The sequence below is a fragment of the Clostridium sp. genome (genome assembly GCF_036660475.1).
Lineage (GTDB): Bacteria > Bacillota > Clostridia > Clostridiales > Clostridiaceae > Clostridium_J.
Map to the genome: position 1 here is coordinate 1 of NZ_JAVXAO010000002.1, position 16,710 is coordinate 16,710.

At 30.9% G+C, this 16,710-nt stretch carries 17 protein-coding genes; 6 read left to right on the top strand and 11 right to left on the bottom strand.

The features are described 5' to 3' along the window. The first annotated feature begins 327 nt into the window (after positions 1 to 327). The gene (locus RSA29_RS02905; RefSeq protein WP_346942130.1) at positions 328 to 1,842 is read left to right on the top strand and encodes a bifunctional UDP-sugar hydrolase/5'-nucleotidase; all 1,515 of its coding nucleotides are present in this window, start codon (positions 328 to 330) and stop codon (positions 1,840 to 1,842) included. 45 nt (positions 1,843 to 1,887) lie between these two features. Here the strand turns inward: RSA29_RS02905 and RSA29_RS02910 are convergent, their stop codons facing one another. From RSA29_RS02910 to RSA29_RS02935, 6 genes are all read right to left on the bottom strand, one after another. Then, complete coding sequence (locus RSA29_RS02910; RefSeq protein WP_346942131.1) at positions 1,888 to 2,448, bottom strand: VTT domain-containing protein; 561 nt, start codon at positions 2,446 to 2,448, stop codon at positions 1,888 to 1,890. A 166-nt stretch (positions 2,449 to 2,614) separates the two neighbouring features. Then, the gene (locus tag RSA29_RS02915) at positions 2,615 to 2,755 is read right to left on the bottom strand and encodes a hypothetical protein (RefSeq protein ID WP_346944345.1); all 141 of its coding nucleotides are present in this window, start codon (positions 2,753 to 2,755) and stop codon (positions 2,615 to 2,617) included. 98 nt (positions 2,756 to 2,853) lie between these two features. Beyond that, positions 2,854 to 3,660: a phosphonate ABC transporter, permease protein PhnE gene (phnE, locus tag RSA29_RS02920; RefSeq protein ID WP_346932065.1), complete on the bottom strand. Its 807-nt coding sequence runs from the start codon at positions 3,658 to 3,660 to the stop codon at positions 2,854 to 2,856. Position 3,661: 1 nt separating this feature from the next. Continuing rightward, entirely contained in the window at positions 3,662 to 4,486 is an 825-nt protein-coding gene (phnE, locus tag RSA29_RS02925) for a phosphonate ABC transporter, permease protein PhnE (RefSeq protein ID WP_346932064.1), read from the bottom strand. A gap of 2 nt (positions 4,487 to 4,488) precedes the next feature. Beyond that, positions 4,489 to 5,259, bottom strand: coding sequence for a phosphonate ABC transporter ATP-binding protein (gene phnC, locus RSA29_RS02930; RefSeq protein WP_346932118.1), 771 nt, complete (start codon positions 5,257 to 5,259; stop codon positions 4,489 to 4,491). A 143-nt stretch (positions 5,260 to 5,402) separates the two neighbouring features. Beyond that, positions 5,403 to 6,416 (bottom strand): PhnD/SsuA/transferrin family substrate-binding protein, encoded by a 1,014-nt coding sequence (locus RSA29_RS02935; protein WP_346932063.1) that lies wholly within the window; start codon positions 6,414 to 6,416, stop codon positions 5,403 to 5,405. A gap of 413 nt (positions 6,417 to 6,829) precedes the next feature. Between RSA29_RS02935 and RSA29_RS02940 the strand changes: the two genes are divergently transcribed. Both RSA29_RS02940 and RSA29_RS02945 read left to right on the top strand, forming a co-directional pair. Continuing rightward, positions 6,830 to 7,039, top strand: a complete 210-nt coding sequence (locus tag RSA29_RS02940) for a cold shock domain-containing protein (RefSeq protein WP_346932062.1) — start codon at positions 6,830 to 6,832, stop codon at positions 7,037 to 7,039. A 75-nt stretch (positions 7,040 to 7,114) separates the two neighbouring features. Further along, positions 7,115 to 7,876 (top strand): 3'-5' exonuclease, encoded by a 762-nt coding sequence (locus RSA29_RS02945; RefSeq protein ID WP_346942132.1) that lies wholly within the window; start codon positions 7,115 to 7,117, stop codon positions 7,874 to 7,876. Between the two features lie 63 nt (positions 7,877 to 7,939). Here the strand turns inward: RSA29_RS02945 and RSA29_RS02950 are convergent, their stop codons facing one another. The 4 genes from RSA29_RS02950 to RSA29_RS02965 all read right to left on the bottom strand — a co-directional run bounded on the left by RSA29_RS02950 (position 7,940) and on the right by RSA29_RS02965 (position 12,525). Next, positions 7,940 to 9,151 carry a PucR family transcriptional regulator ligand-binding domain-containing protein gene (locus RSA29_RS02950; protein ID WP_346942133.1) on the bottom strand — a complete coding sequence of 404 codons (1,212 nt, stop codon included), beginning with the start codon at positions 9,149 to 9,151 and terminating at the stop codon, positions 7,940 to 7,942. A gap of 67 nt (positions 9,152 to 9,218) precedes the next feature. After that, entirely contained in the window at positions 9,219 to 10,487 is a 1,269-nt protein-coding gene (codA, locus tag RSA29_RS02955; RefSeq protein WP_346942134.1) for a cytosine deaminase, read from the bottom strand. A gap of 221 nt (positions 10,488 to 10,708) precedes the next feature. Next, positions 10,709 to 11,542: a deoxyribonuclease IV gene (locus RSA29_RS02960; RefSeq protein WP_346942135.1), complete on the bottom strand. Its 834-nt coding sequence runs from the start codon at positions 11,540 to 11,542 to the stop codon at positions 10,709 to 10,711. Positions 11,543 to 11,709: 167 nt separating this feature from the next. Beyond that, positions 11,710 to 12,525, bottom strand: coding sequence for a nitroreductase family protein (locus RSA29_RS02965; RefSeq protein ID WP_346942136.1), 816 nt, complete (start codon positions 12,523 to 12,525; stop codon positions 11,710 to 11,712). Positions 12,526 to 12,855: 330 nt separating this feature from the next. Here RSA29_RS02965 and RSA29_RS02970 point away from each other — a divergent pair, with 330 nt between their 5' ends. The 3 genes from RSA29_RS02970 to RSA29_RS02980 all read left to right on the top strand — a co-directional run bounded on the left by RSA29_RS02970 (position 12,856) and on the right by RSA29_RS02980 (position 14,787). Then, a complete protein-coding gene (locus RSA29_RS02970) occupies positions 12,856 to 13,095 on the top strand; it encodes a hypothetical protein (protein WP_346942137.1) in 240 nt (79 codons plus the stop codon). A 34-nt stretch (positions 13,096 to 13,129) separates the two neighbouring features. Further along, a complete protein-coding gene (locus tag RSA29_RS02975) occupies positions 13,130 to 13,801 on the top strand; it encodes an NAD(P)/FAD-dependent oxidoreductase (RefSeq protein ID WP_346942138.1) in 672 nt (223 codons plus the stop codon). A gap of 248 nt (positions 13,802 to 14,049) precedes the next feature. Continuing rightward, entirely contained in the window at positions 14,050 to 14,787 is a 738-nt protein-coding gene (locus RSA29_RS02980) for a DUF554 domain-containing protein (RefSeq protein WP_346942139.1), read from the top strand. Positions 14,788 to 15,003: 216 nt separating this feature from the next. On the opposite strand, the gene ptsP is transcribed toward RSA29_RS02980, so the two are convergent. Continuing rightward, on the bottom strand, positions 15,004 to 16,620 hold the full coding sequence (gene ptsP / locus RSA29_RS02985; RefSeq protein ID WP_346942140.1) for a phosphoenolpyruvate--protein phosphotransferase: 1,617 nt from the start codon (positions 16,618 to 16,620) through the stop codon (positions 15,004 to 15,006). Between the last annotated feature and the right edge of the window lie 90 nt (positions 16,621 to 16,710).

Consider the following 16,710-nt stretch of genomic DNA (forward strand, 5'->3'; position numbering starts at 1 on the left):
AACCTACGACCTTTGGGTTATGAGCCCAACGAGCTGCCAACTGCTCCACCCCGCGTTATTGTTTTTCTTGTTTCACTTCTTATTTAGAATAACACACTTAATAAATAATAGCAACATTTTTTAAAATATATTTAAATTTAAGTAAAATATATTTTAAAAACTCTTTCTACTTCTTCAAATTATTACATTTTTTTCATATTCATTGTCATACTATATTCATATCATTAATCTAAAAATACTTTTTATAATTTTTCTCTATTCTTTCTTTTTATATGTAAATACTAGATATGTTATAATTACTTATAAACTATATAATGAGGTGCTAAAATGAAAAAACTAAAGATTTACTTTACATCCGATTTACATGGATATATATATCCAACAGATTATAGAGATGATAGTGAAAAAAACATGGGACTATTAAATATTATTAATGAGTTTAATAAAGATGGAAATACCTTGATAATCGATGCTGGTGACACCATTCAAGGTTCACCTTTTACTAATTACCTTAGTAATACAGATTTCACCCAACATCCAATAGCTACTATTATGAATCAAGGTAAATATGATTATGTAACCCTTGGTAATCATGACTTTAACTATGGATATGACTATTTAAAGAAATATATTAATAATCTAGATGCTAAATGTTTATGTACAAATGTAGTTGATAAAACAAATGATATCCCTATACTTCCTTGTGATATTAAAACCTTGGAAAACGGTTTGAAAGTGGGAGTAATAGGTTTTACAACTGATTTTATAAATAGGTGGGAACGACCTTCCAATCTAGAAAACTTTACTGTATCAGATACATTTACTTCTATACACTCGCATTATGATAAAATAAAGAACCAATGTGACATTCTTATTGGTATTTATCATGGTGGATTTGAATATGATTTAGATTCACATAAAGAATTAAGCAAAACCAAAGAAAATATAGCTTATAAACTCTGTAAAGAATTTGACTTTGATATATTACTCACCGGTCATCAGCACATGGAAATTCATGGTCATTCTTTACACGGCACTTATATAGCTCAAACTCCACCTAACGGAACTAAATTCTTAGAATTAAATTTAGAGCTTAATGAAAATTTGAGCAAAAATATAAGTTCATCATTAAAGAAGGTATCTATTAATCCTAATAAAGAAATGTATAATAAATACCTTGATGTTGAAAATGATGTTAAACAGTGGCTTGATACTCCAGTAGGATTTTTAGATATAGAACTTCAACCTACTACCCATATTGATATGGCGTTAAATGGCTCATATCTAGCTAACTTTATAAACCAAATACAATTAGCTGAGAGTGGAGCGGACATTTCTGTCACATCATTTGCTAACTCTATAAAAGGTTTTAATAAAAATGTAACAGTGAGAGATATAACCTCTACCTACATGTTTCCAAATACCTTAAGCATTTTAGAGGTAAGTGGAAAGGTCCTTAAATTAGCTTTGGAAAGATCCGCCAGTTACTTCGATAAGAAAAATGGAGAATTCTGTGTATCTGATTTGTTTTTAAAACCTAAGGTTGAGCACTATAATTATGATTATTTTGCAAACTTAAACTACTCCTTTGATTTAACCAAAGAAGTAGGTAATCGTGTAACTTCTATGAAGTTCAAAGACAAGGAAATTACTGAAAATGATAAACTTACTCTTGCTATGAACAACTATAGAGCAACAGGTGCAGGTGGTTATGACTTCTATACTGATTGTAAAATTGTAAAAGAAGTATTAAATGAAATGCCTGATATTATAATAGACTACTTCAAAACTCATAAAAATGTAGTAGTTGATAGAAGTAAATATCTTAATGTGATTTATTAACTAGCAGTGTACACACCATTTTAAACAATGAGTAACATTTAAATGTTACTCATTGTTTTTATATTTGTTATTTATAAAGCTTATAATTAATATTAATGATATTAATGTAATTACAAGTCTAATCCAATTATCTTGTATATTAATAAAATCATAGCTAACTAAAGCTTCTAATGTAATAGATGGTATTTTCCCAACGAATGTGGCTATTGTAAAATAGATTATATTTATATTGCTTATTGAAGCACCTATCGTCACAAATCCTGACGGTATAAATGGTAATAACCTAGTTAAACCCACCAAATAACAACTTTCTACCCCTTCACTTTGTACCAACCTTTTCAAGTACCTATTGTTAATCGAAAATTTTTCAGCTCTCCTTTTAAAACCCTTTCTATATAACGAAAATGCTACTACTGCACCAATCGTTTCTCCCATCAATGATATGAAAAATCCATTTACAGTACCAAAGAAAATGATATTTGCCCCAGTTACGAATATAGACGGTAACACACCTACTATCCCTATAATCACATTTGCAAATAAACTTATGAATACAGCCATGTTACCATAATTACTCAATATGTTAATAAAATTTTCTACATTCATCCTATACTCCTATCCATTCTAAAACCCAATATCATAAATTTGTTTCTATATGAAGATAATTTATATGCTTAATACAGAAAATGGTTATACTATTCAATCACAACCATTAATATATCTCAATCATATCATAATCTCTCTAACTTAAGTAAATTGTATATTCTACAAACTAAAAATCACACCTAAATTCAAGGTAAAGTTCACACCGATAAATTACGATCAGTGTAAATCTACTTATGACTTTAGGTGTGATTCCTACAAATATTATATTTTCTTCATTCGGTGGAGTAAGTTCCACTACCCAAATCATAGATTTGGACCTTCTCGCTTTGCTCGCAAGGACACTCCGCCTCATATACATTCGGTGGAGTAAGTTCCACTACCCAAATCATAGATTTGGAGTGTCACTTATCCCCGCGCTAGTTTGTTTCTTATTTTAGTTGATGTTATTTCTACTGCTAATACAAGAATTATCAATCCACATAGTATTGCCCCAACTTCACTCCAATTAAAGGCGTTCATAGCAAATACTAGGGGTGCACCTATACCACCAGCTCCAACAAGCCCTAGTGTAGATGCATCTTTTATATTTATCTCAAATCTATATATAGCCGTCGATACAAAATCTGTAAATAGTTGTGGTAATATACCATATCTTATTTTTTCAAATGTATTGCATCCAGCCGCATCTAAGGATTCTAATATCTTAGTATCTAAATCCTCTATAGCTTCTATAAACATCTTAGATAACATCCCTATAGATACCACAGACATAGTAAGCACTCCGGCAAATGGACCAGGACCAGTTACACGTATGAACATTAATCCATAAACAAAAGACGGAAAAGTTCTTATTGCCGCTATTACAAATAATGTTATTGTACTTAACCACTTTGGAACTATGTTGCTAGATGCCATAAATGAAAGTGGCACTGCAAGTATTGTTCCAATTATTGTACCTAACAATGCTATAGCCGCTGTTTCAAGTAGTAGGTATGGCACCCCTGTTTTGAAATCAAATAGCATTTCCATATCAGGATGTAATATTCCTGATAATACATTTTTAGCTATTTCTACTCCATTATCTTTAACACCACTAAAAGCAACTGATTTAGCAGCCCACATTATTATAAGTATAACAAATACCGCAGTTAGGGCTTTATTAATCCACAGTTTTGGCTCTTTTTCTAATTGCTTATTTACCGTCAATTCCATATTACCCCAACCTTTCTCTTGCATATTTACTTAGATTTTCTATAATCACAACCGTTACAAATAACATGATAAGTATCATACCAACCTTATCATACTGTCTCCAACCTATTTTTTCATTTAATATAAGACCTATTCCACCTGCTCCAACATACCCAAGTATTGCTGCATAACGCACATTTATTTCTAAACTATATAAACAACTTGAAATATATGTTGGTAGAATTTGTGGCATTATAGCTGCTATAAAAGCTTTTAACTTTGTTGCTCCAACAGCTTCCATAGCCTCAAATGGTCCCATATCTACAGTTTCAATTTTTTCATATAACATTTTAACTACTAACCCAAATGTAAATATTGTTATTGCAACTGTTCCAGCAAAAGTCCCAAGTCCAAATACATAGGTTGCAATTAGGGCTAGCACTAGAGTTGGTAAAGTTCTTGTTACACTTAATATTAATCTAACTATAGTTAATACAATCTTTGATTTATTTATATTAACTGATGATACAATTGCAAAAGGTATTGCAATAAAACTACCAATCATTGAACCAAGTAGAGACATCTTTATAGTTTCTACCAGTGGTGGTAATGCACTTTTTGCAAAGCTAAGATCTGGTGGGAACATAGACTTTAATATTACAAAGAACTCGTTTCCTCTTTTTACTATCTTTGAAAAATCAAATCCTGTTATCTGTGCAGATATAAATATAGCTACAACTAATCCAATTATCACATAAGGTACTACCGATTTTGGTGGCTGAATTTCTCTACCATCCTTCAATACGATTTTCTCTGGTTTGAAAATATTTTTAATAGCTTGTACCATAATTAGTCCCCCATTAATTCATCAGCAGCTAATTCACGTCCATATATCTGCTTTAATATTTCTCCATCAACCTTGTTAGATGGTCCATCGTATACTATTTGTCCAGCTTTTATGCCAACTACTCTATCAGCATATTTTAATGCTAAATCTACATGATGTATGTTTATAAGAATTGATATATTCATTTCCTTATTAACTTTTTTAAAATCATCCATAACTTGAGCTGCTGTTATTGGGTCAAGGGCTGCAACTGGCTCATCAGCTAATATAACTTCAGGATTTTGTGCTAAAGTCCTTGCTAATGCAACACGTTGTTGCTGTCCTCCTGATAGTTGATCTGCTCTAACATAAGCCTTGTCCAATATCCCAACCTTATCTAAAGCCTCTAACGCAATGATTTTATCTTCCTTTGAGTATATGCCTAGTATAGATTTCCATAGTGGCATATCTGGAACTCTAGATGTTAATACATTTCTTATAACCGTTGTTCTAGTAACCAAGTTGAAAGATTGGAATACCATTCCTAATTTACGTCTAAATTTACGTAAATCTTTTCCTTTTAAATCCTTAACTTCTTGTCCATCTACAGTTAATACACCATCACTTATATCGTGCATCTTATTTATTGTTCTAAGTAATGTAGATTTCCCTGCCCCAGATAGACCTATTATTGCAACGAATTCTCCCTGCTCAATGTCCAGTGATACATTTTTTAACGCATGTAACCCATTTGGATATATTTTATTTACTTTATCAAATTTTATCAAAAGTATCCCTCCATGTTATATATTTCAAATAGTATTTTCTATATTTTATCTTAATTAAGTTTAGATAACTGCAATTACATTTACTGTATTCTACCTTGATATGAATAAAATGAGTTCATGTAAATCATGAACCCATTTTATTACTTTAATTATTTCTGCATAGATTTTATTAATTCTTGTGCAGCTCTTTCCCCATCATAGTTTTTATTATCTCCTATTTCATAACCAGTGTGGCTATATATAGATATAATTTTTTTACCTTCTGGAGTGTTTCCTATGTTAATAAAAGCTTTTTGTATAGCTTCTTTTAATTCTGGCGTCATACTCTTATCTTTAGTTACAGATATAGTATCATTATATATAGGTTCAGTTACCCCTATAACATTAGTCTCTTCCCAAACTGAAGCTTTTCTACCAAATGTAGTAGTCCAGTCCTTTTCATAATCACGACGAGCATCAGCATAAGTTACCATTACATCTATCTGACCACTAGCAAGTTGTGATAATGAAGTAGCATAGTTATCTAACGCTACTTTATTTGGTAAATCAGTTAAAGATATGCCATAATTTTCTTGTAACCATAAACTTGGATATATATATCCTGCTGGAGACGTTGTATTACTTGATATTCCCCAAGTAGCACTTTCTACGTCTTCTTTAGTTAACTTTTCTCCACCATTTATCTTAGCAGCTAATTCTTTACCTTTTTCAGTTGGACCAGCTATTACTAATGAACGATAGTAAGTTACTTTGTCTTCTGTCGCTTCTGTTGGAGCTGTATTCCAATCTGCAGCATTATCTGAATCATGACTTAATCCGCTACGAGTAGCTGTTAGTGCAACATCTACACCATCATCATATAAAACATAAGTTCCACCTGGTATAAATCCAACGTGAGCTGTTCCTGCTGATAATGTTTCTCCTACTGCTTCGAAACTAGTACCAACCTCAACCTTTATGTTTTTGAATTCAAATCCCTGAGCAGTTAACTCAGTCTTTAGCATTTCTGCTAACGGAGCTGTAGCTGTTCTTATTTCATCTGGATTTCTTGACGGTACAAAGTATACCACTAAATCCTCGTTAGCTGTATTCTTTGAACCACAACCAACTAATATTCCCATTGTTAAAAGTACAAGTGAAAGTAATGCAATTATTTTCTTCATGTGTATCTCCCTTTCTCAATGTAAAACTAATTACTCTTTTAATGTGCTACACTATATATCCTGTAGCCAAAAGTATTATACCATATTTTTTTTATTTTGTTTATTCAAATTTAATTTTTTTCTTATTTTGTTCAATATTTCTCACCCTCATTATACTATTATTGTTTATTATGTAATAAAATGGCGAAATAACATTTTTCACATACATTCTACCCCTGTTTTACTTCTTTTTACATTGATATTCTGATTTTATTCCCCACCCAAGAGTTATCTTATAATCCTAACTTGCAAATTTCATCTTATACACATATATCCTTACCGTATAACCTACAATCACATTTTTTTTAAATAATGCGTAAAAATATATAATAATACAAATACTATTATTCATAAATCTAAAGGAGGCTTTATTAATGTCTAGTAGAACAGGTATAATTAAATGGTATGATCAAGAAAAGGGATATGGATTTATTTCTTGCGATGAAGGGGATGACGTTTTCGTACATCACTCACAAATTAAAGAAAAAGGACCCAATAAAGATTTACACGAGGGTGAAAGTGTTACCTTTGATGTTGAAAAAGGTGATAAAGGTCCAATGGCTGTAAATATTCAAAAAATATAATATTGAAAAGGTTGTTTTAAGGTTGAATTCTTTATCCTAAGACAACCTATTTCTCTATCTTAGGAAGGTGATAAAATGAACTATATAATATTTGATTTAGAATTTAATCAGGCTTTACCCACTACTACTAATATTAGATCTAATACTAACCCTGCTCTCACCTTTGAGATTATCCAAATCGGAGCAATAAAGCTAAATAAAAATTTCGAGATTCTTTCCACATTTAACAATTTAATCAAGCCAACAATTCACAAAACTATACATCCATATGTTGAAAATCTTACCAAAATAAGCAATCAACAATTAGATTCATCTAAAAGCCTTCCTCAACTTTATCAAGACTTTATAAAGTTCATAGGTGAAGATGAGTCTATACTTGTTGTTTGGGGAAATACTGATATTAAAGAGCTTCTACGTAATTTAATATTTCATAACCTTCCAACTTCCTATATTCCTAAAAAATATATTGATATTCAAGGTTATGCTTCAAAATACCTCAAAACTCCAAAGGGAAGTAAAATCGGATTAGGAAATGCTGTTGAACTTTTAAATATTAAATTTCAAGGTGAGTTTCACGATGCCTTCAACGATGCATACTATACTTCTGAAGTTTTCAAGAAAATTTATAATGATAATATATCCCCTATAATATATACTCCTGGGCATTCTAATCGAATTCAAGTTGTTAAAGAAAAAGTTGATGTGGACGGATTAATTAATCAATTTAAAAAGATGTATAATAGAGAGATGTCCGAGGAAGAAAAAGCCATGATAAAACTTGCCTACACTATGGGTAAAACTAGACAGTTTATTGTTAATCCAGCAGATAATCTTTAAACCTTACACCTATATTATTTATATCAAGTAAACTACACAACCACTTAGATTTATCTGCTTTTATTACTCCTGTGATTTTAAATAGTTGGCTATCATTATACAATTCATTAATTCTACTCTACATATAGAACTATCTAAATCTATATTTAAGATGTTTTTTATTTTATTTAGTCTATAAACTAATGTATTTCTATGTATAAACACATTTTGAGATGTCTTTATTAAATTGCAATTATTAAATAGATACGCCTTTAATGTATCAATTAAATTTGTGCCATTTTTCCTATCATACTCTAATAGGTTTCCTAATACCTCATTGTAATATTTCTTAATCTCCTCTATGTTTTCTACTTCAAATAATAACCGGTAAATCCCCAAATTAGAGTACTCTATTATGTCTTCTTTTATAGAACCTCTTATCTGTAATCTCAATCCATTAATTGCTTCCTCATAACTTTTTTTCATATCATATATATCTCTATAGGCTCTCCCTATACACAAGTAAATATCTAATATTTTATATCTTTCTTTAAGAAGTTTATATACTACTTTTATATATTTATCACTATCATTGGATGCCCCACATTCCTCTTCGCTTATTAAACATATAATGTTATCTCCATGGATTAGTGATATTACGGATACATTATTTTCCCTACACATACTATTAATAGTCTCCTGCACATAATCCGAGTCAATCATTACATTTTTATATTTGTAATTAACATCAATTTTTTTTGTACCTATATTGAAAATTGATATAAACCATTTTGGTTTTATACTTATCTCATAGGACTTAACTATATTATATATATTTTCTCTAGTATATTCTTCTGAAAATAATAATTTCCCTAAAAAATCCTTTCCTTTTCTTTCTTCAAATTGCTTTTCCATTATAAAACTAGAAATTTCTCTAGTTACATCTATAAGCTTTATATTCCATGGCATTTGGAAAATTGGAAAGTCATTTTCATTAGCTACATCTATAATTTCACAAGAAACTTCTTTAATATAATCATTCCCTATAAGTATAACTAAACCCGCTAAATTTTTATGTATAGACTCCTTCAAAAGCCCTACTAAACTTTTATCATCAATGTTTCTGCCCATTCCTGTTATGAAAAGCAACTCTCCACCATGAACCCATTGTGCCACTGACTCCGTTTGACCCACATATGGCCACGATACATTTCTATCTAGCCCATTTATTCCAGCTACAAGTTCTATATTCTTAAACGAACTAAGTTCCATCAATTCTCTACATTTAATCATCATAAAACCCTTTCATAATAAAAAGTCATCTCTTAAATTGTGTCCCAAGAGATGACTTACCATTTATTCCTTATTTTAATATCATTGTGTCTGTTTCTATTTTCTCTGTTATACGCTTAAATAAAAACTCACCATCTCTTATTGAATATAAAACTGAAACTCTATCACATATAGCCTCAAACTCATTTTTAGCATTTAATACAATAAAATTAGCTGGTTTCCCTTCTTCTATACCATATTGATCTAGTATATTAAGAGTTCTAGCACCATTTATAGTTATAAGATCTAACGCATTATTTATTTCCTCAAAACTCATCATCTGGCATATGTGAAGTCCCGCATCAAGAATATTCATAAGATTACCTGATCCCAGTGGATACCATGGATCTGACATCGAATCCTGAGCAAAGCATACGTTTATTCCATTTTGAACCATTTCCTTAACCCTTGTTACCCCTCTTCTCTTGGGATATCCATCAAATCTGCCCTGTAGGTGTATATTCTCAGTTGGGCATGAAATAAAGTTTAACTTAGATTGTTTAAGTAATTTGAAAAGCTTATAAGTATATGCATTATTATATGAATGCATAGCACAAGTATGACTTGCAGTTACCCTACTACCAATCCCTTCCAAGTATGAATGTGCTGCTAAAACCTCTAAAAATCTTGATTGCTCATCATCAGTTTCATCACAATGAATATCTATCAATTTACCATATTTACAAGCAAGTTCTATGGCTTTTTTTACAGACTTGTCACCAAACTCTCTAGTATATTCAAAATGAGGAATTGCACCAACTACATCTGCCCCCATCTTAAGAGCTTCCTCAACTAGCTCATCTCCACCTCTATATGCATACATTCCCTCTTGCGGAAAAGCAATTATCTGCATGGTTAGTAACTCATTAAATTCTTCCTTTAGTTCTAGCATTGCTTTTAAAGATGTTAGATTAGGATCCGTAACGTCCACATGTGTCCTAATATTTTGTATTCCACTTAATATTTGCTTCTTCATAGCTTTTCTAGCTCGTTCCTTAACATCATCTTCCTTCAAGCTACCCTTAGTCTCTGACCATCTTTGAATTCCTTCAAATAATGTTCCCGTTGAATTACCTGCACCAGAATTATGTGCAGTATATACATAGTCTAAATGAATGTGTGGTTCAACGTATGGTGGAACTGTTAAATTCCCCTCAATATCAACTATTTCCAAATTTCTCATATCATATTTTTTATTAAGATGTGAACCAATCTCTACAAATATGCCATCTTCAACTAAAATATCACATAAATCTTCTTGCCCTTTTAATCTAACATTTGTAAAAAGCTTTGCAGTCATATCGTATATCCCCCTAAGTTATTTTATTTAGTACAATTTATATATAATAATTATTCTAAAAAAAATCATATCATAAGGGGTTTTATAAATCATTGTGAGTAAGATACAATATTAAACCTAGCTTATAGTATACATTGCCTAAAAATCCAAATGGAGAATTTATTCTTAATAAAAACTTCTACATCTTAATTTTCATTCAATAAAATTATTACCTTATGTTACTAGTCATTATACAAGCTTTTCAATATTTCTATTTCCTTACCATAGCCATCTAGTTCATTAGGTGTCTCAAGGAAAAATGGTAAATGACGCAACTTAGGATGGTTAATAATTCTTGTAATTGCCTCAATTCCTATGGATCCTTCTCCAATTTTTTCATGTCTATCTTTATGACTCTCAAAAGGATTTTTACTATCATTTAAGTGTATTGCATATAGTTTTTCTAGTCCTATAATTTTATCGAATTCCTCTAATACTTTATCTAAATCATTTACAATATCATATCCAGCATCATACACATGACATGTATCCATACATACTCCCATATGATCTTTAAGCTCTACTCTACTTATAATTTCTGCTATCTCTTCAAAATTTCTTCCTATTTCTGACCCCTTTCCAGCCATAGTTTCTAGTAATATCTTAGTTGTCTGCTCAGGTTTAATAACTTTATTAAGCATTTCTACAATATAATTAATCCCAACCTCAACACCTTGTTTAACATGGCTTCCTGGATGAAAGTTATACAAATTATTTGGTACATATTCCATCCTAACTAAATCATCTATCATCATATCCATAGCAAAATTTCTAGTACTTTCATCTGCAGACGCAGCATTTAATGTATAAGGTGCATGGGCTAAAATCTTTGCAAAGTTATTATTCCTCAAGATTTCTAAAAGGGCTTCAACATCCTTTACATCTATAGCTTTAGCTTTTCCACCTCTTGGATTACGAGTGAAAAATTGAAAAGTATTAGCACCAATTCCAAGTGCCTCTTTCCCCATATTTTCAAACCCTTTAGTTGTTGACAAATGACATCCTATGTTTAACATTATATCTCCTCCACTTTCCTAACTTTACTTTTGTATATGCATTCTAATTAAAATGCACAATTCAGAATAAGTGATAACCGCCTAAAAAACTATAGCGTTAATTAATAAATATATACTATTCACTTAAACCTCTAAATCTATAATTCCTAATTCTAAGTTTTTAATTTTTAATTTAACTTCACTACCCAAGATATTATATATTTATACTTAATATCTATCTTTGGATCTATAATTTTAAATTCTCCACTTAGTTTTTGTTCTTTGGCCGTTAAATGAAAATGACAAAGGGCAATACCCATATCAATCCTATTCATTTCTAATTTACCATCCATATAAAAATGGAATTCATTATTTTGCTTTAATACCTTCCAAGGTTGCTTATTCATAGCAGATGGTGCTAGCCTTAACATCTCTAAAACTTCATAATACTCCCCCGATGATTCCTTATTTAGTTTTGTGTGAAAATCATCATTGAAGAATATTTCCCCATAAGATTTGCGTTTGTTTGTGTTACTTCCAAACATTGTTGCCAAAAGCGATTTCCTTCCACCTTCATATCCTAGCGGTGATACAATAGGAAGAACTTCATTTTCTTTTATCTCCATAGCACTTGCAAAATTACCTTTGTTAAATGTCCCACCAAGCCATACGGTTCCAAGACCTAAAGATGTGCAATATAAAACTACTTTCTCAAAAACATACCCAAGGGCCTCAAAATTATAGTTTTCTTTCGCACATGCAGCAACTAAGTAATAATTAGCTCCCTTTATAACCCCATAAGTTCCAAGTTTTAATTCCTTATTAGCAGAATCACTTTCTATTAACCTAATCCTTATTTTTATATCAAAAGGATTTTCTATGTTACTTATATATTCTTCTACTTGTTTAAGTACTTCCGTTGATAATGATTTATTCTCATAGCTTCTTACTGAATGCCTTAACTTTATTACTTCATGTATTGGTTTATTAAATATATTATCCATATATACTCCTCTCCAAAACTTATTATTCTCATATAAGTATATGCAAATTCATTCCCAATTTAAGTACTATAATTATATCATTTAAATCAATAAAAAGCCGTACAATTTATTATACAGTTTTTATGGTATTGTATGATTGCTATAAATTTCAGTTGGTTTATTAATTATTGTTTCACTATTCCAACATAGTTTATAACTACATAAAGTATCTCCAAATTTTATTTAATACTATTTTCTAACTTCAATATTCAATTCTGTACCTCTTGTTACGGAATATTTTTTTATCTTGTTGTAAAGTATAAATATAATATTAAAACGGAGGTATTAATTATGAGTTGTGGATGTTCATCTATAAAAAAAGATGGTAAAGGTATCGTTGATTTAGTTAGAAGTAAAGGAAAGGCCGATTTTCCCCTTTCAATCCCTCATGAAATAGAGTGTAGCTGTGGTAAAACTTTTACTATGTCAAAGCTTGTTGATAACTGTCCTCATTGCCATATGACATATGGAGTTACTCCATGTTCTTCTAGCAACAAGGAAAATGTTGCTTCAGCAGATATAAACTATTAGTAATAGACCATTTATTAAAGAAGGAGATGTTAGGTTGAGTACTCATTTTGGAAATCTTCAAAAAGTAAAGGATGGTAAAAGGACCTTTGCCATAACCCCTGATATTCCTGGTGGTTTCACTACACCCGAAGCTTTAGAAAGAATAGCATTAGTTGCTAAAAAATATGGTGGTGTGATTAAATTAACCTCTGGTCAAAGAATACTCATTACTAATCTAAAGTCTGAAGATTTACCTTCTGTTTGGGAAGCTTTAAATATGAAGCCAGCAGTTCTTACACAAAACTCAGTTAAAAATGTAGAAATGTGTCCTGCTGGTTTTTGTAAAAGAAGCAAGGCTAATACTATTAGTACTGGAATGAGGCTGTATAATAAATATATGAGAATGGAGATGCCTTGTAGAACTAAAATAGGTGTGTCCGGTTGTAGAAATGCCTGTGGTAGTGTTTATAGCAAGGATATAGGTATAATAGCAGATATTACTGGTTTCAGAGTTACCGCTGGTGGTTCTTCTGGATATACCCCTAGAATTGCAAATGTAATTTCTATAGATTTAACCGAAGCTGAAGCTCTAGGTATTGTAGATAATATCTTTGATTTTTATAAATCTGAGGCTTTAATGGGCGAAAAACTAGGTGACTTTATAGATAGAATAAGTATCGATGAATTTATACATAAAGTCACTAATAAAAATAAAGTTAGCAGATAAAAAATTTATCTGCTAACTTTATTTTTATGAATATTATACGTTTTGTAGTAGTATAAATAATAAAATTTATACTATCATGTTCAAAATTATTATGGTAGAACTTATTAGTTGTATGTAATTTTTTAACTCAGATTCAATATTCTAGACTTAGTTGTCTTCAAGCCTTATAATAAATTAAGGTCATAAAACTTTAATTTTCCCATACAAATAAATAATTTAATAAAACTATACAGATAGGAGTTGCTAAGATGTTAGGTACAATTGTAAATAGTTTAGCCATTATTTTAGGGTCTATATTGGGTCTCCTAATAAAGGGTGGAATAAACGAAAAAATTAGTAATACCATAATGAAAGGATTAGCTTTATGTGTTCTTTACATAGGCATAAACGGTTCCCTTGAGGGTCAAAATACCCTCATAACTATAGTCTGCATGGCATTAGGTGGACTTATTGGTGAATTTTTCGACTTAGATAAACAACTAAATAATTTAGGTGAATTTATTGAAAATAAGGTTAATAAAAAATTCATCAAAAATAAAAAATCAGAAATTTCTCAGGATATATCTAATAAAACTATTAAAACAGTTTCCATTTCTCAAGGCTTTATATATTCAAGTTTAATATTTTGCGTTGGTGCTATGGCTGTGGTAGGTTCCCTTGAAAGTGGTCTACAAGGAAATCACTCTACACTTTTCGCCAAATCTATAATAGATGGTATTGCAGCTATTATATTTACAGCTAGTCTCGGCATCGGAGTTATTTTTTCAGCAGTATCAGTTTTTATATATCAAGGTGTTATAACTATATCAGCAGTAGTTTTATCAAATATCTTAAGTGCTACTGTAATAAGTTCTATGACTTCTATTGGTAGTCTTCTAATTATAGGACTAGCCCTTAACATGTTAGATGCTACTAAAATAAAAGTAGCTAACCTTCTACCTGCAGTATTTTTGCCTATTATATTTGGTATTGTGGGAATATTGTAAAGTATTAAACGAGATTTATTGAGTTTATGGTTTAATCTCTAACTCAATTTAGCCGAACTGCTACAATGTCTTATGAGTTTTCAGATTGCACTTATAAGACTATTCTCCCCTTAGACCTCCGATAGTTTTCTACAGCTCCACTATAATTTAAGTAATAAAAAATAGCCTCCATATCTAAAATGAGGGCTATTTTTTATTACTTAAAGTTCTTACTATTCACCAATTTACTATTATCTTTTTCGCTCCTGAAATTGAATATGGACTCATAGAAAACTCATTCAATCCATACTCTAGGAGTGTTGGAATTGCAGTTTCATCGCCTGCCATTTCACCACACATCCCACACCACTTTCCTTCATTATGAGCAGCCTCAATGGTAATTTTAATAAGTTTTAATACAGCTGGATGCATTGGATTGTACATGTAAGATATTTTTTCATTCATTCGGTCTGCCGCTAAAGTATATTGGATTAAATCATTAGTTCCTATGCTGAAAAAATCCACATATTTCGCAAACTCATCTGCCATCACTGCAGCCGCTGGTATCTCCACCATAATACCGACTTCTAACCCTTCATTAAACTTCTTTCCTTCTCCCCTTAACTCCTCCATGCATTCCTGTAAAATCCCTTTTGCATCTAGGAATTCATTTAAGGATGAAATCATAGGGAACATAACTTTTATATTTCCAAATGCTGAAGCCCTCAGAACTGCTCTCAACTGAACTTTAAAAATATCTACTCTATCTAAACATATGCGAATAGCCCTATATCCTAAGAACGGATTCTCTTCTTTAGTCATTGGTAAACTTACTAAATTTTTATCGCCACCTATATCTAATGTTCTAATTACTACAGGTTTCTCTTCCATTTTTTCTGCTACATATTTATATGCCTCAAACTGCTCTTCCTCTGAAGGCATGTCTCCTCTATCCATATATAAAAATTCTGTTCTAAAAAGTCCAATCCCTTCCCCACCATTTTCTAGAACTTGATGCACTTCCTCTGGTTGTCCAATATTTCCACACAATTTTATTTGTTTTCCAGACTTTGTTACTGCTTTTACATTTATAAGCTTTTTAAGTTCATTTTTTTCTTTTTCGAAATCCTGATTTTTTTCTTCATATACTCTTATAGTTTCTTCATCAGGATTTATTATAACCATACCTTTAACTCCATCAACTATGATTTTATCTCCATTCTTTACACTATGAGTAATATCGCCTAACCCTACTACTGCTGGTATTCCTAAAATCCTTGCCATAATAGCACTATGGGATGTTCTCCCACCTATATCAGTTAAGAAAGCTACCACCTTATTCTTATCTAATTGAGCTGTATCTGAAGGTGTTAAATCATGGGCTATTATAACTGTATTCTCCTTTATATTTCCTATATTATAAGACTTTTTTCCCAAGAGATTTTGTAATATTCTTTGCCCCACATCTTTTATGTCAATTCCCCTACTCTTCATATATTCATCATCCATAGCTTCAAATATATCTGTATACATCACTACTACATCTTCTAAGGCCTTTTCTGCATTTACTTTATTAGTCTCTATTCCACTATCCACTGCTCCAATAAATTCAGGATCATCAAGTAACATTAAGTGACTCTCAAAAATTTCACACCTATGATGACCTAATTCCCTCTCCGACTTTTCCTTAATTCTATTTAATTGCATCCGAGAAACTTCAACCGCTTCCCTTAATCTATTTTTCTCATCCTCTATTTTCTCTATTTTCTTCTCTTCAAAACTAAAATTTTCTTCCTGCTTAACAAACACTTCTCCTAATGCATATCCAGTTGATGCTTGTATTCCCTTTTTCATTATATTGCTCCCCTCTATAAATATAACCAGCCTTTATTATGCAATCATAAGTATTTATTTATGATTACCAATAACAGCTGATTATAATAC